The following is a 20,769-nucleotide window of genomic DNA, read 5'->3' as shown; positions in this document are numbered from 1 at the left end:
CCGGAGCAGCGGCTGAGAGGGCTGCAAGAGAGAGAAGGCGGTCTCACGACACCGGCGGGTCCGTGGTCGACGGGCTCGCCGGTTCGCGTACCGCTTCACATTTCCGGGCTTGTGGGGTTCGGGCTCAGGCGCGTTCGCGTACCGGCTCGGGCGCGCTCGCGGCGGCGACGGTCTCACGCTGCACCGGAATACGCCGCTCCGGAACGCGCTGATCCGTGACGGCGGCAGGCGCGGCAGAAGCCGAAGCAGGAGTCGAAGCAGAAGAGGAAACAGAAGTAGAGGCAGGGGTCGGCGTAACCCGCGCTGCGGGCTTCGGTACGGGAACCGTCATGGCCACGAGGAGGCCGAGCACGAGGGCGGAGAGCGCGATCAATACGACTCCCGGGCCCGAACTCGTCTGTGACAGCAGCAACATGGCGAGCGTGGAAAAGATCACGGTGCAGGAACCGTAGACGAGCTGTGCGGCGGTCGGACGAGGCATGGCTATTCCGTCCTCGGGATGGGGGTCTCCCCCCGTGCCTCTCGCGATGGGGGAGGGTGCGGATAAGAATCGGGGGTTCGACAACGGTGTCGGGTTGGCAAACCGTCGGAAATCCGGCGAGCCGCCAACCGACTCTATTCGCCTGTCTGCCCGAGTGGAACGAGCGGTAAGCGTGACCTAACCCACGGTGCCGGTGCACAGGGGGCGCACGGAGTCATGGCGTCCACCAAGTGGACGTTCGAACGCGCCTGTTGAGCGGTACACCAATCGCCGCGGAGCGGCCGGACGGTGGTGTACAGCGCGCGGCCGGAGGTACATAGTCCATTTGACCTGTTCAAGTCAAGGTCTGTCTTTTCTCCTTCAACTCCGGTCGAATGGCGTCACTTGTGACGCGCATAGAGCGCGCGCGGACTCCATGACCTGGACACCCCTCCATTCCGCGCGCCCGGGCGCGGGGGAGGACTGCATCAAGTGACCAGCAGACCATGGACGTTCAGAGCAGCCGCGGTGGGTGTGGCGCTCACGGCGGCCGCTGCCACGTTCTCGACCTTCGCGGTGGCGCAGGCCGACAGCGGCGACCAGCCGGCCGCGGCAGCCAAGCTTCAGGATCCGGCCGCGAACCGGCAGGACCCGGCACGTGCCGAGGAGCACACCGAGCGCGAGCACGACCTCAAGGGCCCGCTGACCGACCGTCAGGAAGCCCAGCGCGAGGAGGCGCTCAAGCAGGTCATATCCGGCGACGCCGCAGTCACGAAGCGTGGCGGCTCGCAGGTCGTGAAGCTCCAGGACGGCAAGTACGTGGAGCTCGGCCGCGAGAAGACCGACCAGATCTTCACGGTCCTCGTGGAGTTCGGCGACAAGACGGACCCCCGCTACGGCGGCACCCCCGGTCCGCTGCACAACCAGATAGCCGAGCCGGACCGTGCCGAGGACAACAGCACGGCCTGGCAGGCGGACTACAACAAGGAACACTTCGAGAAGCTCTACTTCGGCACCGGCAAGGGTGTCGAGTCGATGAAGAAGTACTACGAGAAGCAGTCCTCGGGCCGCTACTCCATCGACGGCGCGGTCTCCGACTGGGTCAAGGTGCCCTACAACGAGGCCCGTTACGGCTCCAACAAGTGCGAGCCGGACACCTGCGCGTGGAACGCCGTCGCCGACGGTGTCACCGCCTGGGTCGAGGCCCAGAAGGCGGCCGGCAAGACCGACGCCGAGATCAAGTCGGAGCTGTCCGCCTACGACAAGTGGGACCGCAACGACTTCGACGGCGACGGCAACTTCAACGAGCCCGACGGCTACATCGACCACTTCCAGATCGTGCACGCCGGCGAGGACGAGTCCGCGGGCGGCGGCGCCCAGGGCGAGGACGCCATCTGGGCCCACCGCTGGTACGCGTTCGGCACGGACGCCGGCGCCACCGGCCCCGAGGGCAACAAGATGGGCGGCGCGCAGATCGGCGACTCCGGAATCTGGGTCGGCGACTACACCATCCAGCCGGAGAACGGCGGACTCGGTGTCTTCGCCCACGAGTACGGCCACGACCTGGGTCTGCCGGACCACTACGACACCACCAACTCGGCCGAGAACTCGACCGGTTTCTGGACCCTGATGTCCTCCGGCTCCTGGCTCGGCACCGGCAAGGACGCCATCGGTGACCTGCCCGGTGACATGACCGCCTGGGACAAGCTCCAGCTGGGCTGGCTGAAGTACGACACGGCCAAGGCCGCGACGCGCTCCACCCACAAGCTGGGCGTGGCGGAGTACAACACCAGGAACGCGCAGGCGCTGGTGGTCGAACTGCCGAAGAAGGCGGTCGCCACCGAGGTCGTCACCCCGGCGCAGGGCGCCACCCAGTGGTGGAGCGGCAGCGCGAACAACCTCAAGAACACGCTGACTCGTTCCGTTGACCTCACCGGCAAGTCCTCGGCCACGCTGACCCTCGACGGCTGGTACGACATCGAGACGGACTTCGACTACCTCTACACCGAGGTCTCCACCGACGGCGGCGCCAAGTGGACGCCGGTCGACGGCACGGTCGACGGCGCCGCGATCCCGCGCGACGCCAGCGGCAGCCCCGCGCTGACCGGCACCGTGGACGCGTACAAGAAGCTGTCGTACCCGCTCGACGCTTACGCGGGCAAGAAGATCGACCTGCGCTTCCGCTACTCCACCGACGGCGGTGTGGCGCAGAAGGGCTTCGCGGCGGACCAGATCACCGTCACCGCCGACGGCTCCCCGCTCTTCTCGGACAACGCCGAGACCGCGGACGCCGCCTGGAAGGCCACCGGCTTCTCCCGTATCGGCGCGTCCTTCACCAAGGACTACGCGCAGTACTACATCGCCGAGAACCGCCAGTACGTGTCGTACGACAAGACCCTCAAGACCGGCCCGTACAACTTCGGCTTCGCGAACACGCGTCCGTCCTGGGTGGAGCACTTCCCCTACCAGAACGGTCTGCTGGTCTGGAAGTGGGACACCTCCCAGCGGGACAATAACGTCAGCGCGCACCCCGGCAAGGGCCTGCTGCTGCCGGTGGACGCCCACCCGAAGGCGCTGAAGTGGGCCGACGGCACGGCGATGCGCAGCCGCATCCAGGCGTACGACTCGCCGTTCAGCTCCTACCGGACGGACGGGTTCACGCTGCACAAGGCGGACGTCGCCACGAAGATCCCGTCGCTCCCGGGCAACCGGATCTTCAACGACCACACGAACACGTACTACGACCCGGCCACCCCGTACGCGGGCGTCCAGATAACTGACACCAACACCAAGATCGCGATCGTCAAGGAGCCCCGCGACGGCTCGTCGATCACGGTGAAGGTCTCGGCCGCGACGAAGTAAGAAGCGTTTTCGCAGGTCAAACCATGATCGGCCGCAACCCCCTGGCGGGTTGCGGCCGATCGTGTTTAGGTGCCCCCTGTGACTCTCTTATTGACACAGGTTCTCACGGGGGTGTGACTGCATGGCCGCAGGAGGTTTCTGCAAGCTGCCGAACGGCACGGTGGTGGTGGCGTTGAACCTGCCCAGCCCGTCCACCGCAGGCAGCGGCTCGGTACGCGTGCTCGTGCACGCCCACAACCGCGCCCGCGCGCTGACGCGGCTGCGCAACCTGGGCCTGCGGGCGGTGTATCTGCGGGGTAACGCGGAGCCTCCGACCCCGGACGAGATCACCGCGGTGCTGCACCATCCCGACGGGCTCATATGGCGCACGGCCCCCGGCGCCGATGCCTGCGCGGCGGAGTTGTGGCATCCGATCCGGGCGCTGATCCGGACCGCTGTGCGGTAGCGCTCCGCTGGGAGCTTGTGCTTCGTCTGCGGGTCGTGGGGGCTTGTCGCGCCCACGCGGCGGAGCCGCATAGTGTTACAGCCCCAAGCCCCTTACGGGGGCGCTGCTAGACGATCGGCTTGCCGCTGAGTTCCACGCCTGCCTCGCTCAGCTCCTCCAGGGCCTGCTCGGTGGTGTCCTCGGCCACGCCGGCCGTGAGGTCGAGCAGGACCTGGGTGCGGAAGCCCTGGCGGGCCGCGTCCAGGGCGGTGGCGCGGACGCAGTGGTCGGTGGCGATGCCCACCACGTCGACCTCGGTGACCTCGCGGGCGCGCAGCCAGTCGCCCAGCGGTACGCCGTTCTCGTCGGCGCCCTCGAAGCCGCTGTACGCCGCCGCGTAGGCACCCTTGTCGAAGACGGCGTCGATCGCGCCGGAGGCGACCGCCGGTGCGAAGTTCGGGTGGAAGCCCACGCCCTCGGTGCCCGCCACGCAGTGCGCGGGCCAGGAGTGGACGTAGTCGGGGTTGTCGGCGAAGTGGCCGCCGGGGGCGATGTGGTGGTCGCGGGTCGCCACGACGTGGCGGTAGCCGGCCGGGGCCTGGCCGATCAGCTCCGTGATCGCGGCCGCCACGTCCGCCCCTCCGGTCACCGCGAGGCTGCCTCCCTCGCAGAAGTCGTTCTGCACATCTACGACGATCAATGCGCGGCGCATGGTCGGTGTCCTTTGGCTTGGCAGGCGGGGCGCCCCGCGGGGAGGCCGGTTGTGACGTGCGGGTCGTGGGGGCTGGTCGCGCAGTTCCCCGCGCCCCTTGAGGGGGCGCGGCCGTTGGACCGAGCCGAGAGGCTTCGAGGTTGCATTCCCTCTCCTCGCCCGTTCATTCCCGTACGGGCGCGTACGGGCACGGGTTGGCTGGAGGTGTGTCCTGGGTACCCCGCCGGGCCGGGCCCACGCGGCTCACACGTACTCCGTCGGAATGACGGCTTCCCCGCGGGAGAGCTGGGTCGCGGAGAGGGGCAGGTTCGCGCGGGACGCCGCGTGCCGGTCGCGTACGACGTCGAGGGGCTCGCGGGCGACGACCTGGCCGCCCTTTATGAGCTCCACAAGGAGCTGACGGTCGCTGAGCTCCGCCGGGACGGCCCCCGTGCCGATCACCTCGGCCTCGGCGACCCCGTACTCGTCGAGCCGTCGCGCGGCCCACTTGCGGCCGCCGATGGACGTCTTGCCGCCCGTCGACTTCTTGGCCACCGGTTCGAGCGGAGCCTTCGGGTCCGCCGAGTGGGCGCGCGCCACGAGCTTGTAGACCATCGAACACGTCGGATGGCCGGATCCCGTCACCAGCTGCGTGCCCACGCCGTACGCGTCCACGGGCGCCGCGGCCAGCGAGGCGATCGCGTACTCGTCCAGGTCCGAGGTCACGATGATCTTCGTCTTGGTGGCGCCCAGCTCGTCCAGCTGCTGCCGCACCCGGTGCGCCACGAGCAGCAGGTCGCCGGAGTCGATACGCACGGCCCCGAGCTCGGGCCCGGCCGCCTCGACGGCCAGCCGGACGGCCTCGGCGACGTCGTACGTGTCGACGAGCAGCGTCGTGCCCCGGCCGAGCGAGTCCACCTGGGCCCGGAAGGCGTCCCGCTCGCTGTCGTGGATCAGGGTGAAGGCGTGGGCGCTGGTGCCGACCGTCGGGATGCCGTAGCGGAAGCCCGCGGCCAGGTCGGAGGTGGTGGTGAAGCCACCGACGTACGCCGCCCGGGACGCGGCCACCGCGGCCAGCTCGTGCGTGCGCCGGGCGCCCATCTCGATCAGCGGGCGCTCGCCGGCGGCCGAGGCCATCCGGGAGGCCGCGGCCGCGATCGCCGAGTCGTGGTTGAGGATGGAGAGGATCACGGTCTCCAGGAGCACGCACTCCGCGAACGAGCCCTCGACCCGCAGGATCGGCGAGCCGGCGAAGTACACCTCGCCCTCCGGGTAGCCCCAGACATCGCCGCTGAAGCGGTACGAGGCCAGCCACTGAAGGGTCGGGCCGTCCACGACGTTGCGCTCGCGCAGGAAGCCGAGGACGTCCGCGTCGAAGCGGAAGTTCTCGACCGCGTCCAGCACCCGCCCGGTCCCCGCCACGACGCCGTAGCGGCGCCCTTCGGGCAGCCTGCGCGTGAAGACCTCGAAGACCGAACGCCGGTCGGCGGTGCCGCCCTTGAGGGCGGCCTGCAGCATGGTCAGCTCGTAGTGGTCCGTGAAGAGCGCTGTCGACGGCACGTCCACCGGCAGCCCTAGGTCCGCAGTGTTCATGGCAAAGGATGCTACCCCTAATCTCGTCACTCTGACGATTTGTGGGGCTCGTTTGGCCGGGTACCCACCTGTGGTGGCAGCATGGGCCGTGTGACGGCTCCCGCACCCCTAGAGACCGAAAAGACCGAGTCGGCGGAGGAGGTCTTCGCCGTACCCGAGCCCGACGTCCCCTGGGTGACCATCGTCCACAACGATCCGGTCAACCTGATGAGTTACGTGACCTACGTCTTCCAGTCGTACTTCGGCTACTCGAAGGACAAGGCCACCAAACTCATGCTCGACGTCCACCACAAGGGCCGGGCCGTGGTCTCCAGCGGCACCCGTGAGGAGATGGAACGCGACGTACAGGCCATGCACGGCTACGGTCTGTGGGCCACCCTCCAGCAGGACCGGAAGTAACACCGGACGCAGTAGGCCCCGCAGCACCGGAAACAACAACAGGACCGGCAACAACCCGACGCAGCGCGCAGTACGGAAGTAGCGACGCAACCTGATGCCAGGACACTTCGAACCGCTCCCCGGCGGCGGCGCGGCCGTCGCGCTCGACGAGGTCGAGATCTCCATCATCCGCTCCCTCGCCGTACAGCTCCTGGAGCTCATCGGACCGGGCCCCGGTGAGGACTCCTCCGACGATCCGCTCGCCGAACTGTTCGCGGAGGGCCCGAGCGAGCCGCCCTCCGACCCCGTGCTGCAGCGCCTCTTCCCGGACGCGTACAGCGGACCCGACGTCGAGGCGAACTCGCCGGAGCAGGCCGAGGAGCAGCGGGCGTACTCCGCGGAGTTCCGCCGCTTCACCGAGAACGACCTGCGCGCGGGCAAGCGCGACAACGCCCTCGCGGTGATCCGCTCCCTGGACGCGCTGACGGTCCAGGGCGAGGGCGGCGCGATCCTCAAGCTGTCCGCCGAGGAGTCCGAGCAGTGGCTGCGCGCCCTGAACGACCTGCGCCTGGCGATCGGCTCCCGCCTCGACGTCGTCGACGAGGAGGACACCGACCTCCTCTACCGGCTGCCGGACGAGGATCCGCGCAAGCCGATGGTGATGGCGTATCTGTGGCTGGGCGGGCTTCAGGAGACGCTCGTCGAAACCCTGATGCCCTGAACCCTTATGCCCTGAGTTGTCGGGACAAAAGACAACTGCTGTTCGCTCAACGGACACTCAAATCCGGATAAAGATCGCGTCACCGTGGCCGCGCCCTATGGGGCGCGGTTCGACGTTTGTCCGGTTCTCCCTGTGGTGTGCGCCACGCGCCGCGCAGTCGATCAACGTTTCCGCCGTGATAAATCTTCACGACCGCCTGACGGGACCACCCATGTCCGGTCAGAGGCGCCACCGAGCCGGTTGATCGCCGGCCAGGCACAGGCTCCATCCATATCCGGGGGGATCGGGACCCGATCCGAGGCCGCACAGCCGGCTCGGATCGGCGTGGAGAAAGGCGCAGCACACATGACCTCAGTGCAGGTCGGTAAGAATCACGACGGGCACGACGGTAATGGCGTCGCGGGCAGCGGCGCCCCCGAAGAGGGCTACGAACGCGGGCTCGGCAGCCGTCAGGTCCAGATGATCGCGATTGGCGGCGCCATCGGCGTCGGCCTCTTCCTGGGTGCCGGGGCGAACATCGCCAAGGCGGGCCCCAGTCTCATCTTCATGTACGCCCTGGCGGGCGTCATCATCTTCTTCATCATGCGGGCTCTCGGCGAGCTCCTGCTCTACCGGCCGGTCTCGGGCTCCTTCGCGGAGTACTCCCGCGAGTTCCTCGGCCCGTTCTTCGGCTACTTCACCGGCTGGACGTACTGGCTGATGTGGGTCGTCACCGGCATGGCGGAGCTCACCGCCGCCGCGATCTACGTCAACTACTGGTTCCCGGCCATCCCGCAGTGGGTCACGGCCCTGGTCTTCCTGATCGTCCTCTTCGCGGCCAACCTGATCTCCGTCAAGCTCTTCGGCGAGATCGAGTTCTGGTTCTCGATGGTCAAGGTCACCGCCCTCATCGGCATGATCGTGATCGGCCTGGGCGTGCTCACCTTCGGCTTCAGCTCGGCGGGCGACTCCGCCGCGGTCTCCAACCTCTGGGCCTTCGACGGCTTCTTCCCCAAGGGCATCGGCTCGTCCCTGATGACCCTGCAGGGCGTCATGTTCGCGTACCTGGCCGTCGAACTGGTCGGCGTCACGGCGGGCGAGTCGGAGAACCCGGAGAAGACCCTCCCCAAGGCGATCAACACCCTGCCCTGGCGCATCGCCCTCTTCTACGTCGGCGCGCTCACGGTCATCCTCTGCGTCGTGAAGTGGACGGAGTTCGCCCCAGGGGTCAGCCCCTTCGTGGAGGCCTTCGCGAAGATCGGCATCCCGGCGGGCGCGGGCATCGTCAACTTCGTCGTCCTCACCGCCGCCCTCTCCTCCTGCAACTCCGGCATGTACTCCACGGGCCGCATGCTGCGCACCCTGGCGGACAACGGCGAGGCCCCGAGGGTCTTCAACAAGCTGTCCTCCACCAAGACCCCCGCGCTCGGCATCACCGTCTCCATGCTCTTCATGGGCATCGGCGTGGTCCTGAACTACATCGTCCCGGAGAAGGCCTTCGGCTACGTCACCTCGGTGGCCACCGCGGCCGGTATCTGGACCTGGCTGATGATCCTCGTCAGCCACATCCTGTACCGCCGCGCGGTCGACGCCGGGCGCCTGCCCGCCTCGTCCTTCCCGGCGCCCGGCGGCTCGAAGTTCAGCTGGGTCGCGGTCGCGTTCCTGCTCTTCGTCACCGGCCTCATCGCGTACGACGCCGACTCCCGCGTCTGCCTGTACGTGATGGCGGGCTGGGCGGCCGCCCTGGGCATCGGCTGGGCCGTACTGAAGTCACGGAACCCGGAGGTCGCGGAGCGCCGCGATCCGGTCTTCGAGAAGGTCGGCTGAGACCGGCTGAGATGGGCTGACGGGTCTTTCTCAAGGTCTCTTCCGAGGCCTCTTCCGGAATCTCTCCGGGGCCATGTTGAGCTCGTGGCTCAGCATGTGGGCCGCCTCGTACCACCCTTCGGTACGAGGTGGCCCTTCTGCTTATCCTGACCGTCATGCTGACCATCACCCAGATGCTCGTCGACCTGATCGTCGTGCACGCGCGCCAGGACCACCCCGACGAGGCGTGCGGCGTGATCGCCGGCCCGGAGGGCACCGACCGCCCCGAGCGGTTCATCCCGATGCTCAACGCCGCGCGCTCGCCCACCTTCTACGAGTTCGACTCCGGCGACCTGCTCAAGCTGTACCGCGAGATGGACGACCGCGACGAGGAGCCGGTCGTCATCTACCACTCCCACACGGCCACCGAGGCGTACCCGTCCCGCACCGACATCTCGTACGCGAACGAGCCCGGCGCGCACTACGTCCTCGTCTCCACGGCGGACACGGACGACGCCGGACCCTTCCAGTTCCGCTCGTTCCGGATCGTGGAGGGCGAGGTGACGGAGGAGGAAGTCAAGATCGTGGAGGCGTACTGACTCCGTCCGACCCTCGCCGGATCCGACCCTCGTTCCCTGCCGTGCCCTGCCGCATCCCGCATTTCGGTCAGAATTCATCCACTATCTGAGATCACATTCCAGGACCCGGACCGGGAATCGATACGATGACCCCATGGTTTCCCACGACGTGAGCGACAAGACGCCGGGCATGCTGCTCGTGGCGCGGCTGCACGTCGACCTGTGCAGGCTCGCCAGCGCCATCTGTTGATGCCGCCTGCCGCCGTACGGCCGTGAGCCGCGGCGCCCAACCTGCGTACCACCCACGCACTTCCGCGCTGCCGCGCGCCCACCGACCTGACTTCCTCCCGACAGGAGCCCGCAACCATGGCCATCGAGGTCCGCATCCCCACCATCCTCCGCACCTACACCGCCGGTCAGAAGGCCGTCGAGGGCGGCGGGGAGACTCTCGCCGAGCTCTTCTCCGACCTCGAGACCCGCCACACGGGCATCCAGGCCCGCATCGTCGACGGAGGCGAGCTGCGCCGCTTCGTGAACGTCTACCTGAACGACGAGGACGTCCGCTTCCTCGACGGCATCAACACCAAACTCACCGACGGCGACAGCGTCACGATCCTGCCGGCCGTCGCCGGCGGCATGGTCTGACCGGGCCCGGGCTCTGATCGCTGATGCGTTACGACTCCCCGCTCGCCGCGGTGGGCAACACCCCTCTGGTGCGCCTGCCGCGGCTCTCGCCGTCCGTGGACGTACGGATCTGGGCGAAGCTCGAGGACCGGAACCCGACGGGTTCGGTCAAGGACCGGCCCGCGCTCCACATGATCGAACAGGCGGAGAAGGACGGCCGGTTGACGCCCGGCTGCACGATCCTCGAGCCGACGTCCGGAAACACCGGCATCTCGCTCGCCATGGCCGCGAAGCTCAAGGGCTACCGCATGGTCTGCGTCATGCCCGAGAACACCTCCCAGGAGCGGCGTGAGCTGCTCGCCATGTGGGGTGCCGAGATCATCCCGTCTCCGGCGGCCGGGGGGTCCAACACGGCGGTGCGCGTGGCGAAGGAACTGGCCGCCGAGCACCCCGAGTGGGTGATGCTCTACCAGTACGGCAACCCCGACAACGCGGGCGCGCACTACGCGACGACGGGCCCGGAGATCCTGGCCGACCTCCCCTCCGTCACCCACTTCGTCGCAGGCCTCGGCACCACGGGCACGCTGATGGGTGTGGGCCGCTTCCTGCGCGAGCACAAGCCCGATGTCAAGATCGTCGCCGCCGAGCCGCGCTACGACGACCTGGTCTACGGTCTGCGCAACCTGGACGAGGGCTTCGTCCCCGAGCTCTACGACGCGTCCGTGCTGACGACCCGCTTCTCGGTCGGCTCCGCCGACGCTGTGACCCGTACGCGGGAGCTGTTGCAGCAGGAGGGGATCTTCGCGGGCGTCTCCACGGGGGCGGCCCTCCACGCCGCGATCGGCGTGGGCAAGAAGGCCATCAAGGCGGGGGAGTCGGCGGACATCGTCTTCGTCGTGGCCGACGGCGGCTGGAAGTACCTCTCCACGGGCGTCTACACGGCCGCCACCACGGAGGAGGCCATCGAGACGCTGCAGGGCCAGCTCTGGGCGTAGCCTTCCCACCCCCAGACCCCCGCTGAAATTCAGCCCCTCCGGCGTTTGAGGAGCGGGGGTTGGGGGGCCGGCCCCCGAGAACGGGGTCTGGGGCGGAGCCCCAGAAGGATGGGACGGGTAGGGGCGGCGGGGGCGAAAACCCCCTAGCCGGCCAAGTGCCGCACCTGATCCCACACCACCGGATCCACCACCCCCACCCTCCGCCGGAAATCCCACACCGGCAGATCCCGCAGCTCATCGGTCTCGAGGAAGCTCGCCCGGCCGTGGGCATCGCCCACGGACCCCGGCGGGAGCGGAACGATCCCGTCCCGCTCGCCGTGCTCCCTGCTGGTGATCTTGGCGATGACGGCGGTATGGCCACGCACGGCCAGCACCAGGCAGGGCCGGTCCTTGGCACCGGGCCGGTCCTCGTACGGAACATTCGCCCACCAGATCTCGCCCGGCCGAGGCCGAGGGGACCGGCGGAGCCTACGGCCCCGCCCCGGCGGACGGACCCGTCCGGACGGCCGCCGCCGCCCCCACCCGTCCACCAGCGCCGCGACAACCGCGAGCAGCACCACCGCCGCCAACGCCAGCCACCACGACGTGTCCATGCATATGACGGTACAAGCGTGACCTGGCCCACGCTTGTCCACCCCGCTGGCCCCCGAACCGGTGACACCGCAGGTGAGTTCCCCCACAACAGCCCTCGACGGAGGAGCGACCCACCCTTTTGCGCCTTACGCTCGACGGACCGCACGACCCCCGTCTTCACTCCCCGCCAGCGGAGGTTTCTGCTTTATGAAGCTCACCGTCGTCGGCTGCTCGGGGTCGTTCCCGTCCGCGGAATCGGCCTGCTCGAGCTACCTCGTCGAGGCCGACGGCTTCCGGCTGCTTCTCGACATGGGCAACGGTGCCCTTGGCGAGCTGCAGCGCCACTGCGGTCTCTACGACCTTGACGCGATCTTCCTCAGCCACCTGCACGCCGACCACTGCATCGACATGTGCGCGTACTTCGTCGCACGCTACTACCGCCATGACGGCGGCCGCTGCGATCCGATCCCGGTCTACGGACCCGAGGGCACGGAGCAGCGCCTGACCACTGCGTACGCGGACACCCCCTCCGCCTCCTCCATGAGCGAGGTCTTCGACTTCCACACCGTCAAGCCGGGCTCCTTCGAGATCGGCCCGTTCTCGGTGCACACCGAGAAGGTGAGCCACCCCGTGGAGGCGTACGGCATCCGCGTGGAGCACGGCGGGCGGTCGCTGACGTACTCCGGGGACACGGGCGTGTGCGACACGCTCGGCGAACTCGCCCGCGACACCGACCTGTTCCTCTGCGAGGCCGCGTTCACCCACGGCAAGGAGAACATCCCGGACCTCCACCTCAACGGCCGCGAGGCAGGCGAGACCGCGACCCGCGCCGCGGCCCGCCGCCTCGTCCTCACCCACATCCCACCGTGGACGGACCCCCAGGTGAACCTGGCGGACGCCCGCGCGGTGTACGGGGGACCGGTGGAGCTGGCGGCGCCGCGAGTGACGTACGAGATCTGACGGCCTCGTACGTCTCGTAGGTACCTCGTGGGTACCTCCTGGGTACACAGCGGCTCGTACGCGATCGAAGGCCCCCGGAACCGATCGGTTCCGGGGGCCTTCGTCATGCCTCTTGCGGCGCGGCGGGGCCTACGCCTTCGTGAGGTCCTCGACCTCCTCGTCGGGCTCGCGGCCCGGCGTCGCGATGTTGAACTTGATGATCGCGAAGCGGAAGGTCGTGTAGTAGATCGCCGCGAAGACCAGGCCGATCGGGATGATCATCCATGGCTTGGTGGCGAGGTTCCAGTTCAGGAAGTAGTCGATGGCGCCGGCGGAGAAGCTGAAGCCGTGGTGCACGCCCAGCGCCCAGGTCACGGCCATCGAGACGGCGGTCAGGACCGCGTGGATCACGTACAGGACCGGCGCGATGAACATGAACGCGAACTCGATCGGTTCGGTGATGCCCGTGACGAAGGAGGTCAGCGCGAGGGAGATCATCATGCCGCCGACGGCCTTGCGGCGTTCGGGCCGGGCGCAGTGTGTGATCGCCAGGGCGGCTGCCGGGAGCGCGAACATCATGATGGGGAAGAAGCCCGTCATGAACTGGCCGGCCGTCGGGTCGCCGTGGAAGAAGCGCGGCAGGTCACCGTGCCAGACAGCGCCGGCGGAGTCCTTGAAGGAGCCAATCTCCTGCCAGGCCACGGTGTTCACGAACTGGTGCATGCCGACCGGGAGCAGCGCGCGGTTGATGGCGCCGAAGATGCCCGCGCCGACCGCGCCGAGGCCGGTCATCCACTCGCCGAAGTTGGTGATGACGTCGCCGATGGGCTCCCAGACCAGACCGAAGAAGACGCCGACGGCGGTGCCGATGAAGGCCATCAGGATCGGGACGAGCCGGCGGCCGTTGAAGAAGCCGAGCCAGTCGGGCAGCTTGGTGCGGTGGAAGCGCTGCCAGGTGACGGCGGCTATCAGGCCCATCACGATGCCGCCGAGGACCTTGGGGTCGTTGTACGTCGCGGCGACGTCCGCGCCGTCCTGAACCTTGGCCTCGGTGATCGGGAAGGCGGTGAGGACGTTCTTGTAGACCAGGAAGCCGACGAGCGCCGCGAGGGCGGTGGAACCGTCGGACTTCTTGGCGAAGCCGATGGCGATGCCGACGCAGAACAGCAGCGGCAGGTTGGCGAAGACCGCGTCGCCAGCGGTGGCGAACACGGACGCGACCCTGTCCCAGCCGAGTCCGTCCGCGCCGAACACATCGGGCTGGCCGAGACGGAGCAGGATGCCGGCCGCAGGCAGCACGGCGATGGGGAGCTGCAGGCTGCGGCCGACCTTCTGCAGGCCCTGGAACAGGCCGGAGCCCCACTTCTTCGTGGGGGCCGCCGGTGCTGTGGCGGTGGTCATGGTTCCTCCATGTGCTGGGTGCTGCCGGGGACGGGAAGCATCCACGTGGTCTACACCACTCAGTGGTGTAGACCTGTTGTAGCACGGTGAAGGTGAGATAAGGAACCCGCGAATTTTGTGGCCTGGCGCATACCTGAGGACTTTGCGCATGTGGGGCGAAAGCCCCTTTCGGGGCGCGGGGCTGTGACATATGCGGCTCCGCCGCGTGGGCGCGCTCAGCCCCCTACGACCCGCACGTCACCCACGACCCGACGAACCCGCCCAACCCAGCGGAGCGCTCACGCCTTGGTTACGTCCTCGACCTCCTCCTCCGCCTCCCGCCCCGGAGTAGGCAGATCGAACTTGGTGATCGCGAACCGGAAGATCACGTAGTACACGACAGCGAAACACAGCCCGATCGGAATGATCGCCCACGGCTTGGTCGCGAGGTTCCAGTTGATGACGTAGTCGATCAGGCCCGCCGAGAAACTGAAGCCGTCGTGGACACCCAGACCCCAGGTCACCGCCATGGAAACCCCGGTGAGCACCGCGTGCACCGCGTACAGCAGAGGTGCGATGAACACGAAGGAGTACTCGATCGGTTCGGTGATGCCCGTGACGAACGACGTCAGCGCGACCGAGAGCATCAGGCCGCCAACTTCCTTGCGGCGGTGGGGTTTCGCGCAGTGCGCCATGGCCAGGCACGCGGCCGGCAGCGCGAACATCATGATGGGGAAGAACCCCGACGTGAACTGTCCCGCGTCCGGATCGCCCGCCAGGAACATGTTGATGTCACCGTGCACGACCGTCCCGTCCGGCTTGGTGTAACTGCCGAACTGGAACCAGATGGGCACGTTCAGGAACTGGTGCAGCCCGATCACGAGCAGCGCCCGGTTGGCGACGCCGAAGACTCCGGCACCCCACGCCCCGAGGCTTACCAGCCAGTCGCTGAAGTCCTCCAGGCCCCGCCCGATCGGCGGCCACACCCACAGACACAGCGCCGCGAACACGATGGCCACGAACGCCATGATGATCGGCACGAGCCGCCGCCCGTTGAAGAAGCCGAGCCAGTCGACGAGCCTGGTGCGGTGGTAGCGCTGCCAGAGATAGGCCGCCATCAGGCCCATGATGATGCCGCCGAAGACACCCGGGTTCTGGTACGTGAACGCCGTCACCGTGCCGTCCGCCGCCTGGCATCCGGTGGCGACCTCCTTCGCCCCGTTCGCGCAGTCCTCGGGGAACTGGCGCAGCACGTTGTAGTAGACGAGGAACCCGGCCACGGCCGCCAGCGCCGTCGAACCGTCCGCCTTCTTCGCCATGCCGATGGCCACACCGACGCAGAACAGCAGCGGCAGCCCGAGCGAACCGTCGAGCAGCGCGCTGCCCGCGCCCGCCATCACCTTCGAGACGTTCGTCCAGCCGAGACCGTCGTCCCCGAACACGTCCGGCTGGCCAAGGCGGTTGAGGATGCCCGCGGCCGGCAGCACGGCGATGGGCAGTTGGAGGCTGCGGCCCATCTTCTGCAGGCCCTGGAACAGGTTGCTCCACCGAGTGCGCTCGGGTGCGGCCGCGCTGTCGGCACTCATCGGCGTTCCTCCCTGCGTCCTCCCGCGCCCCACCGCGCCCCTGTGCACCTTCCCTCGCTCCCTGGAACGGGGCCGGGTTTGGCGGTCGTTGAAAACTGGTGTAGACCAGTCGGCGAACGGTTGAGCTGTCGTGATCGCCATCATTCGGTACGGGTGACATGACCGCTCGCGAAGATGGGCCAACTGTGGGTTACTGCGACAAAGCGGTTCGGATCAGGGAGTAGGGACATGGCCAGCAAGGCTGAGAAGATCGTCGCCGGGCTCGGCGGCATCGACAACATCGAAGAGGTCGAGGGCTGCATCACCCGGCTGCGCACCGAGGTCGTCGACCCGAGCAAGGTCGACGAGGCCGCCCTGAAGGCCGCGGGCGCCCACGGCGTCGTCAAGATGGGCACGGCGATCCAGGTCGTCATCGGCACGGACGCGGACCCGATCGCCGCGGACATCGAAGACATGATGTGAACCACCGGGCTCCAGCGCCGGCTCCGGGGCTGAACCACCGGGCTCCGACGCCGGCTCGGGGGCGCGGACCGCGGGTCTGAACGCTCACCCCGAAGACTCCCGAGGCCTCACGAACACTCATGAAGCCTCACACCTGAGGGGCCGCTTCCGTTACCGGGGGCGGCCCCTCACCCGTATACGACTAGGCTCGACGCCATGTCTCGAATCGACGGCCGCGCGCCCGAACAGCTCCGCCCGATCACCATCGAACGCGGCTGGAGCAAGCACGCCGAGGGCTCCGTCCTCGTCTCCTTCGGCGACACGAAGGTCTTCTGCACCGCCTCCGTCACCGAGGGCGTCCCGCGCTGGCGCAAGGGCAGCGGAGAGGGCTGGGTCACCGCCGAGTACTCCATGCTTCCCCGCGCCACCAACACCCGCGGCGACCGCGAGTCCGTCCGCGGCAAGATCGGCGGCCGTACGCACGAGATCAGCCGCCTCATCGGCCGCTCCCTGCGCGCGGTCATCGACTACAAGGCGCTCGGCGAGAACACCATCGTCCTCGACTGCGACGTCCTCCAGGCCGACGGCGGCACCCGCACCGCCGCCATCACCGGCGCGTACGTCGCGCTCGCCGACGCCGTCGCCTGGGCGCAGGGCAAGAAACTCATCAAGCACGGCCGCCAGCCCCTCACCGGCACCGTCAGCGCCGTCTCCGTCGGCATCGTCGGCGGCGTACCGCTCCTCGACCTCTGCTACGAGGAGGACGTGCGCGCCGACACCGACATGAACGTCGTCTGCACCGGCGACGGCCGTTTCGTCGAGGTCCAGGGCACCGCGGAGGCCGAGCCGTTCGCCCGCGAGGAACTCAACTCCCTTCTCGATCTGGCCGTTCTGGGCTGTACGGAACTCGCTGTCGCCCAGCGCAAGGCACTTGATACGGTCCTGGAAAGGTAAAGGACGCACCAAGACAGCCGCCCCGCCGCGGGCAACCACGGCACCGGCCGTCGCGTCCCTACGAGTACGGGCGTACGGCACACCGCTGTACGCCCGGCCAGTACCAGACGGGGCCCCACCGGCCCCGGCCGGACCAACGGGGCCCGTGGGGCCTGACCAACGGGAGGACCGTTCCATGGCCGCGAGCCGCCGCCGAGCCCGCCGTACCACTGCCATCGCCGCAGCCGTGGCAGCCGTCGCGCTGACGGCCGGGCTGACCACCGGCTGCGACGCCGTCAACAAGGCACTGGACTGCGTCCAGACCGCCGACACGATCGCTGACAGCGTCACCGACCTCCAGCAGGCCGTGGAGAACGCGGCGAACGACCCGACGCAGGCCGACGAGGCGCTCGACTCCATCGACAAGAACCTCGACACCATCGGCGACAAGACCGACGACACCGACATCAACAAGGCCGTGGACGACCTCCAGACGGCGGTCACCAACGTCCGCGACGCCATCAAGAACGGTGACGAGACGCCCGACATCAGCCCCGTGACCGACGCGGCGGGCGAGCTCACGAAGGTCTGCACGCCGTAGCGGCACACCGCGACACGGGCGGGGGCCGCGCGAGTGGCGCGGCCCACCAGGCCGGGCGGCGCGGCCCGGCTGGCTAGGGTGAGAACCATGACCCGCCTGATCCTCGCCACCCGCAACCCCGGAAAGATCACCGAGCTGAGGACGATCCTCGCCGCCGCAGGCCTGCACCACGACCTCGTCGGCGCGGACTCCTACCCGGACATCCCCGACGTCAAGGAAACCGGCGTCACCTTCGCCGAGAACGCCCTCCTCAAGGCCCACACCCTCGCCCAGGCCACCGGCCTCCCGGCGGTCGCCGACGACTCGGGCCTGTGCGTCGACGTCCTCGGCGGCGCCCCCGGCATCTTCTCCGCCCGCTGGTCCGGCTCCCACGGCGACGACCGAGCCAACCTCACCCTCCTCCTCGACCAGCTCAGCGACATCCCCGACGAACACCGCGCCGCCCACTTCGCCTGCGCCGCCGCACTGGCCCTGCCGGACGGTACGGAGCGAGTGGTGGAGGGACGGCTGCGGGGGACGCTACGCCGAGAGCCCGCCGGCTCCCACGGCTTCGGCTACGACCCGATCCTCCAGCCGGACGGCGACACCCGAACCTGCGCGGAACTGACCCCGGAGGAGAAGAACGCGATCAGCCATCGGGGGAAGGCGTTCCGGGGGTTGGTACTGGTCCTGCGGGAGCTGCTGGGCTGAAGAACCGGCTGCCGCGTTCGAGACCGCGTTCGGCTGCCGTGTTCGACTACCGAATTCGGCTGCCGCGTTCGACCACCGCATTCGGCTGCCATGTTTGGTCACCGCGCTCGGCTACCCCGCCTCGCCGTACGAGCGCAGCGCCACCCGGGCATCCTGGTCGATGCCGTTCGCGCCGGACGGTGACGGGAGCCGCAGGGCCCTGTCGAGCACGGGGCCCAGCCAGCCGCAGCCCGAAGTCCCCGGTGCCGCAAACCGGTTGTCCTCGATACCGAAGGCGACGACCAGCGGCTCCGGCGTGACGACCCTCGGCGGGTCCGTCTCTTTGAGCACCAGGTGGACCGGGGCCGCCTCGGTGCCTATCGAGCAACCGGGCGGCACCCCGGGACCGGCTATCCGGAACGTCAGAGCCAGCTCGCCGCGCCGCTCGTCGTTCGACTCGAAGTCCGAATAGCCGCCGTACCGGGGCGTGATCGACAGAGGTGTGCCCCGGACCCGTAGGGGAGTGGCGGCCATCGCGCCGAACACCTGACGGAACTCGCCGTCGACCGTGCCCTCCGCGAAGGTGATCCCCAGAGGGCGCTCGATCGGTACATCGACGCGGCCGAGCGTCAGATGCCCGACGGCGGTCATGGCCTCGCAGCGCCACTTCGCCGGATCGGCGCCTTCGGGGAGCTCGGAGAGGGCCGGGCAGTCATCGAAGCCACGCTCCCGCACGACCGTGTCGGCGTGCGCCGGCCCAGCCGTAGCACCCACGCTCGCGGCAAGGGTCAGAGCGGACAGTGCCATGACGAGACGTCGGGCGCGACGCATGAAGGCCTCCAGGTCAGTAGTCGGCGGGCGACCAGGAGGCGCCCGCATACGACAAGGATTGCAGCCGTTTCTCTGCAATGGAAGATCTGCAGAGAAAAATCTGCAGAATTTACTATGCAGAGGATCGGCTGCGAGTCGCTGTAGGCTGCCCGCATGAGCGATACGACGCGCGAAGGGGATGGCGTGGGCGGTGGGGGCGTCGGGGACGCCGGGGGTGCCGAGTCGGGCGGCGAGCGACGCACGGTCAGTGACCCGGCAGCTCTAAAGGCGCTCGCGCACCCGCTGCGGCTGAAGATCCTGCGCCACCTCGGCGTCTCTGGCCCCGCGACCTCCACGACGCTCGCCGCCGCCCTCGGGGAGAACACCGGCACCCTCAGCTACCACCTGCGCCGCCTGGAACGCGGCGGCTTCATCGAGGACGTTCCGGAACGGCCCAACAGCCGCGAGCGCTGGTGGCGGGCAGTGCGAGGGTTGGACGTACGCAGGCCGGCGCAGGAGGAGATGACCGAAAGCGAGCGGGCGGTCGCGGGCGCCCTCGACCGCATGCGGCTGGACGAGGACATCGAGCTGGCCCGGCGGTTCACCGAGGAGCAGGCCGAGTCGGAGGGGTGGATGCGCGGCTCCCGCAGCCTCAGCCACCTCACCAAGGACGAGGTGACCGCCTTCCACGACGCCTACCTCGACCTACTGACCCGCTTCACCCGCGGCCCGGAGGATGCCCCGCCCGACGCCAGGCCTGTACTGCTGCGATGGTTCGCTCTCCCGGTCGAGTAGCAGTCCCACTCCTGCTGGGCAGAAGGAAACGGCCTGCGCATCGATCATTCGATTCGCAGGCCGTCAACTGTGCGGCGGAAGGGATTCGAACCCTCAAGCCGTTTCACGGGCCACAGATCCTAAGTCTGCTGCGTCAGCCATTGCGCCACCGCCGCCAGCCGCATGCCATCGTACCGGTCACATGGGCGCTGCTGAGCGGAGGTTTACGTCATGCCGTTCTCCCCGGCTTCGGCTGGAACGGCCCGCGCCGCTTCTCGCGGGGCGGGCCGTTCCGACGGTTGCGAAAGCCCGGGCGTCCGGACGTCCGGACGCCCGAGAAGGGGAGCCGGACCTCAGATCCCCAGGTCCTTGATGATCTTCGCGACGTGGCCGGTTGCCCGGACGTTGTACAGGGCCTGTTCGACCTTGCCCTCCTCGTCCACGATCACCGTGGAGCGGATGACGCCGAGGTAGGTCTTGCCGTAGTTCTTCTTCTCGCCGAAGGCGCCGTAGGACTCGATGACCGTCTTGTCGGGGTCGCCGACCAGCGTGACCTTCAGGTTCTCCTTCTCGCGGAACTTGGCGAGCTTCTCGGGCTTGTCGGGGGAGACGCCGATGACGTCGTAGCCCGCGCCGGCGAGGACGTCCAGGTTGTCGGTGAAGTCGCAGGCCTGCTTGGTGCAGCCGGGGGTCAGGGCGGCCGGGTAGAAGTAGACGATGACCTTGCGGCCCTTGTGGTCGGCCAGGGAGACCTCGTTGCCGTCGGCGTCGGGCAGGGTGAAGGCGGGGGCGGTGTCGCCGGGCTGGAGTCGCTCGCTCATCTCGTTCGGTCTCCTTGCGAGGTGGTGGATACGGACCCGAGCGTAATGGGGGTGCCGGGCGGTGCGCGGCGGGCGGAGCTGACAGACTGTCGACCAGAGAAAAAGGCCGATGAGAACAGGCCGCGGGAAGC

At 68.6% G+C, this 20,769-nt stretch carries 23 protein-coding genes and 1 tRNA gene; 15 read left to right on the top strand and 9 right to left on the bottom strand.

All coding sequences use genetic code 11. The features are described from left to right. Nucleotides 1–124 precede the first annotated feature (124 nt). Complete coding sequence (locus GAS53_RS06960) at nucleotides 125–481, bottom strand: hypothetical protein (protein WP_151476559.1); 357 nt, start codon at nucleotides 479–481, stop codon at nucleotides 125–127. A gap of 471 nt (nucleotides 482–952) precedes the next feature. Here GAS53_RS06960 and GAS53_RS06955 point away from each other — a divergent pair, with 471 nt between their 5' ends. After that, the gene (locus GAS53_RS06955; RefSeq protein ID WP_151476558.1) at nucleotides 953–3,322 is read left to right on the top strand and encodes an immune inhibitor A domain-containing protein; all 2,370 of its coding nucleotides are present in this window, start codon (nucleotides 953–955) and stop codon (nucleotides 3,320–3,322) included. Between the two features lie 121 nt (nucleotides 3,323–3,443). Next, nucleotides 3,444–3,767: a hypothetical protein gene (locus GAS53_RS06950; protein WP_151476557.1), complete on the top strand. Its 324-nt coding sequence runs from the start codon at nucleotides 3,444–3,446 to the stop codon at nucleotides 3,765–3,767. A gap of 106 nt (nucleotides 3,768–3,873) precedes the next feature. Here GAS53_RS06950 and GAS53_RS06945 read toward each other — a convergent pair whose 3' ends face one another. Then, nucleotides 3,874–4,458: a nicotinamidase gene (locus tag GAS53_RS06945; protein ID WP_151476556.1), complete on the bottom strand. Its 585-nt coding sequence runs from the start codon at nucleotides 4,456–4,458 to the stop codon at nucleotides 3,874–3,876. A 243-nt stretch (nucleotides 4,459–4,701) separates the two neighbouring features. Next, complete coding sequence (locus GAS53_RS06940) at nucleotides 4,702–6,030, bottom strand: nicotinate phosphoribosyltransferase (RefSeq protein WP_151476555.1); 1,329 nt, start codon at nucleotides 6,028–6,030, stop codon at nucleotides 4,702–4,704. Nucleotides 6,031–6,111: 81 nt separating this feature from the next. On the opposite strand from GAS53_RS06940, the gene clpS reads away from it, so the two are divergent. The 7 genes from clpS to GAS53_RS06900 all read left to right on the top strand — a co-directional run bounded on the left by clpS (nucleotide 6,112) and on the right by GAS53_RS06900 (nucleotide 11,111). Beyond that, entirely contained in the window at nucleotides 6,112–6,429 is a 318-nt protein-coding gene (gene clpS, locus GAS53_RS06935; RefSeq protein ID WP_151476554.1) for an ATP-dependent Clp protease adapter ClpS, read from the top strand. 94 nt (nucleotides 6,430–6,523) lie between these two features. After that, entirely contained in the window at nucleotides 6,524–7,129 is a 606-nt protein-coding gene (locus GAS53_RS06930) for a DUF2017 domain-containing protein (protein ID WP_151476553.1), read from the top strand. Nucleotides 7,130–7,474: 345 nt separating this feature from the next. Next, the gene (locus GAS53_RS06920; protein WP_192582996.1) at nucleotides 7,475–8,935 is read left to right on the top strand and encodes an amino acid permease; all 1,461 of its coding nucleotides are present in this window, start codon (nucleotides 7,475–7,477) and stop codon (nucleotides 8,933–8,935) included. 155 nt (nucleotides 8,936–9,090) lie between these two features. Next, entirely contained in the window at nucleotides 9,091–9,513 is a 423-nt protein-coding gene (locus GAS53_RS06915) for a Mov34/MPN/PAD-1 family protein (protein ID WP_151476552.1), read from the top strand. 133 nt (nucleotides 9,514–9,646) lie between these two features. Then, a complete protein-coding gene (locus GAS53_RS57970; protein WP_004000920.1) occupies nucleotides 9,647–9,742 on the top strand; it encodes a putative leader peptide in 96 nt (31 codons plus the stop codon). Between the two features lie 116 nt (nucleotides 9,743–9,858). Then, the gene (locus GAS53_RS06905; RefSeq protein WP_151476550.1) at nucleotides 9,859–10,137 is read left to right on the top strand and encodes a MoaD/ThiS family protein; all 279 of its coding nucleotides are present in this window, start codon (nucleotides 9,859–9,861) and stop codon (nucleotides 10,135–10,137) included. Between the two features lie 23 nt (nucleotides 10,138–10,160). Beyond that, nucleotides 10,161–11,111, top strand: coding sequence for a PLP-dependent cysteine synthase family protein (locus GAS53_RS06900; protein WP_151476549.1), 951 nt, complete (start codon nucleotides 10,161–10,163; stop codon nucleotides 11,109–11,111). Between the two features lie 143 nt (nucleotides 11,112–11,254). Here the strand turns inward: GAS53_RS06900 and GAS53_RS06895 are convergent, their stop codons facing one another. Further along, nucleotides 11,255–11,704, bottom strand: a complete 450-nt coding sequence (locus tag GAS53_RS06895) for a type II toxin-antitoxin system PemK/MazF family toxin (protein WP_151476548.1) — start codon at nucleotides 11,702–11,704, stop codon at nucleotides 11,255–11,257. Nucleotides 11,705–11,891: 187 nt separating this feature from the next. Between GAS53_RS06895 and GAS53_RS06890 the strand changes: the two genes are divergently transcribed. Beyond that, nucleotides 11,892–12,644: an MBL fold metallo-hydrolase gene (locus GAS53_RS06890; RefSeq protein ID WP_151476547.1), complete on the top strand. Its 753-nt coding sequence runs from the start codon at nucleotides 11,892–11,894 to the stop codon at nucleotides 12,642–12,644. A gap of 129 nt (nucleotides 12,645–12,773) precedes the next feature. Here GAS53_RS06890 and GAS53_RS06885 read toward each other — a convergent pair whose 3' ends face one another. Both GAS53_RS06885 and GAS53_RS06880 read right to left on the bottom strand, forming a co-directional pair. Further along, nucleotides 12,774–14,024 (bottom strand): PTS transporter subunit EIIC, encoded by a 1,251-nt coding sequence (locus tag GAS53_RS06885; protein ID WP_151476546.1) that lies wholly within the window; start codon nucleotides 14,022–14,024, stop codon nucleotides 12,774–12,776. A gap of 278 nt (nucleotides 14,025–14,302) precedes the next feature. Next, nucleotides 14,303–15,589 carry a PTS transporter subunit EIIC gene (locus GAS53_RS06880; protein WP_151476545.1) on the bottom strand — a complete coding sequence of 429 codons (1,287 nt, stop codon included), beginning with the start codon at nucleotides 15,587–15,589 and terminating at the stop codon, nucleotides 14,303–14,305. Nucleotides 15,590–15,817: 228 nt separating this feature from the next. Here GAS53_RS06880 and GAS53_RS06875 point away from each other — a divergent pair, with 228 nt between their 5' ends. The 4 genes from GAS53_RS06875 (at nucleotide 15,818) to rdgB (ending at nucleotide 18,254) form a co-directional block, all read left to right on the top strand. Next, nucleotides 15,818–16,051 carry a glucose PTS transporter subunit EIIB gene (locus tag GAS53_RS06875; RefSeq protein ID WP_093660495.1) on the top strand — a complete coding sequence of 78 codons (234 nt, stop codon included), beginning with the start codon at nucleotides 15,818–15,820 and terminating at the stop codon, nucleotides 16,049–16,051. 195 nt (nucleotides 16,052–16,246) lie between these two features. Then, nucleotides 16,247–16,984 (top strand): ribonuclease PH, encoded by a 738-nt coding sequence (gene rph, locus GAS53_RS06870; protein WP_151476544.1) that lies wholly within the window; start codon nucleotides 16,247–16,249, stop codon nucleotides 16,982–16,984. 175 nt (nucleotides 16,985–17,159) lie between these two features. Then, nucleotides 17,160–17,564 (top strand): hypothetical protein, encoded by a 405-nt coding sequence (locus GAS53_RS06865; RefSeq protein WP_151476543.1) that lies wholly within the window; start codon nucleotides 17,160–17,162, stop codon nucleotides 17,562–17,564. A gap of 87 nt (nucleotides 17,565–17,651) precedes the next feature. Then, a complete protein-coding gene (gene rdgB / locus GAS53_RS06860) occupies nucleotides 17,652–18,254 on the top strand; it encodes an RdgB/HAM1 family non-canonical purine NTP pyrophosphatase (protein ID WP_151476542.1) in 603 nt (200 codons plus the stop codon). A 111-nt stretch (nucleotides 18,255–18,365) separates the two neighbouring features. Here the strand turns inward: rdgB and GAS53_RS06855 are convergent, their stop codons facing one another. Further along, nucleotides 18,366–19,064, bottom strand: a complete 699-nt coding sequence (locus GAS53_RS06855) for a hypothetical protein (protein WP_151476541.1) — start codon at nucleotides 19,062–19,064, stop codon at nucleotides 18,366–18,368. A 153-nt stretch (nucleotides 19,065–19,217) separates the two neighbouring features. Here GAS53_RS06855 and GAS53_RS06850 point away from each other — a divergent pair, with 153 nt between their 5' ends. After that, complete coding sequence (locus tag GAS53_RS06850; protein ID WP_151476540.1) at nucleotides 19,218–19,838, top strand: ArsR/SmtB family transcription factor; 621 nt, start codon at nucleotides 19,218–19,220, stop codon at nucleotides 19,836–19,838. A 70-nt stretch (nucleotides 19,839–19,908) separates the two neighbouring features. On the opposite strand, the gene GAS53_RS06845 is transcribed toward GAS53_RS06850, so the two are convergent. Together GAS53_RS06845 and bcp are read right to left on the bottom strand one after the other, a co-directional pair. Beyond that, a tRNA-Leu gene (locus tag GAS53_RS06845) sits at nucleotides 19,909–19,993 on the bottom strand. Nucleotides 19,994–20,170: 177 nt separating this feature from the next. Next, nucleotides 20,171–20,638, bottom strand: a complete 468-nt coding sequence (gene bcp / locus GAS53_RS06840; protein WP_151476539.1) for a thioredoxin-dependent thiol peroxidase — start codon at nucleotides 20,636–20,638, stop codon at nucleotides 20,171–20,173. Between the last annotated feature and the right edge of the window lie 131 nt (nucleotides 20,639–20,769).

Origin of the sequence: Streptomyces albicerus (assembly GCF_008905045.1) — a bacterium.
Taxonomy (GTDB): Bacteria; Actinomycetota; Actinomycetes; order Streptomycetales; family Streptomycetaceae; genus Streptomyces; species Streptomyces albicerus.
Note: the sequence above shows the minus strand (reverse complement) of the source record. Positions and strands in the feature narration are given on the sequence as shown.

Bases quoted from the DNA above. Each gene is read 5' to 3' on its own strand.
- GAS53_RS06960 (WP_151476559.1), bottom strand. From the start codon at position 481: ATGCCTCGTCCGACCGCCGCACAGCTCGTCTACGGTTCCTGCACCGTG.
- GAS53_RS06950 (WP_151476557.1), top strand. From the start codon at position 3,444: ATGGCCGCAGGAGGTTTCTGCAAGCTGCCGAACGGCACGGTGGTGGTG.
- GAS53_RS06945 (WP_151476556.1), bottom strand. From the start codon at position 4,458: ATGCGCCGCGCATTGATCGTCGTAGATGTGCAGAACGACTTCTGCGAG.
- GAS53_RS06940 (WP_151476555.1), bottom strand. From the start codon at position 6,030: ATGAACACTGCGGACCTAGGGCTGCCGGTGGACGTGCCGTCGACAGCG.
- clpS (WP_151476554.1), top strand. From the start codon at position 6,112: ATGGGCCGTGTGACGGCTCCCGCACCCCTAGAGACCGAAAAGACCGAG.
- GAS53_RS06930 (WP_151476553.1), top strand. From the start codon at position 6,524: ATGCCAGGACACTTCGAACCGCTCCCCGGCGGCGGCGCGGCCGTCGCG.
- GAS53_RS06920 (WP_192582996.1), top strand. From the start codon at position 7,475: ATGACCTCAGTGCAGGTCGGTAAGAATCACGACGGGCACGACGGTAAT.
- GAS53_RS06915 (WP_151476552.1), top strand. From the start codon at position 9,091: ATGCTGACCATCACCCAGATGCTCGTCGACCTGATCGTCGTGCACGCG.
- GAS53_RS57970 (WP_004000920.1), top strand. From the start codon at position 9,647: ATGGTTTCCCACGACGTGAGCGACAAGACGCCGGGCATGCTGCTCGTG.
- GAS53_RS06905 (WP_151476550.1), top strand. From the start codon at position 9,859: ATGGCCATCGAGGTCCGCATCCCCACCATCCTCCGCACCTACACCGCC.
- GAS53_RS06900 (WP_151476549.1), top strand. From the start codon at position 10,161: ATGCGTTACGACTCCCCGCTCGCCGCGGTGGGCAACACCCCTCTGGTG.
- GAS53_RS06895 (WP_151476548.1), bottom strand. From the start codon at position 11,704: ATGGACACGTCGTGGTGGCTGGCGTTGGCGGCGGTGGTGCTGCTCGCG.
- GAS53_RS06890 (WP_151476547.1), top strand. From the start codon at position 11,892: ATGAAGCTCACCGTCGTCGGCTGCTCGGGGTCGTTCCCGTCCGCGGAA.
- GAS53_RS06885 (WP_151476546.1), bottom strand. From the start codon at position 14,024: ATGACCACCGCCACAGCACCGGCGGCCCCCACGAAGAAGTGGGGCTCC.
- GAS53_RS06880 (WP_151476545.1), bottom strand. From the start codon at position 15,589: ATGAGTGCCGACAGCGCGGCCGCACCCGAGCGCACTCGGTGGAGCAAC.
- GAS53_RS06875 (WP_093660495.1), top strand. From the start codon at position 15,818: ATGGCCAGCAAGGCTGAGAAGATCGTCGCCGGGCTCGGCGGCATCGAC.
- rph (WP_151476544.1), top strand. From the start codon at position 16,247: ATGTCTCGAATCGACGGCCGCGCGCCCGAACAGCTCCGCCCGATCACC.
- GAS53_RS06865 (WP_151476543.1), top strand. From the start codon at position 17,160: ATGGCCGCGAGCCGCCGCCGAGCCCGCCGTACCACTGCCATCGCCGCA.
- rdgB (WP_151476542.1), top strand. From the start codon at position 17,652: ATGACCCGCCTGATCCTCGCCACCCGCAACCCCGGAAAGATCACCGAG.
- GAS53_RS06855 (WP_151476541.1), bottom strand. From the start codon at position 19,064: ATGCGTCGCGCCCGACGTCTCGTCATGGCACTGTCCGCTCTGACCCTT.
- GAS53_RS06850 (WP_151476540.1), top strand. From the start codon at position 19,218: ATGAGCGATACGACGCGCGAAGGGGATGGCGTGGGCGGTGGGGGCGTC.
- bcp (WP_151476539.1), bottom strand. From the start codon at position 20,638: ATGAGCGAGCGACTCCAGCCCGGCGACACCGCCCCCGCCTTCACCCTG.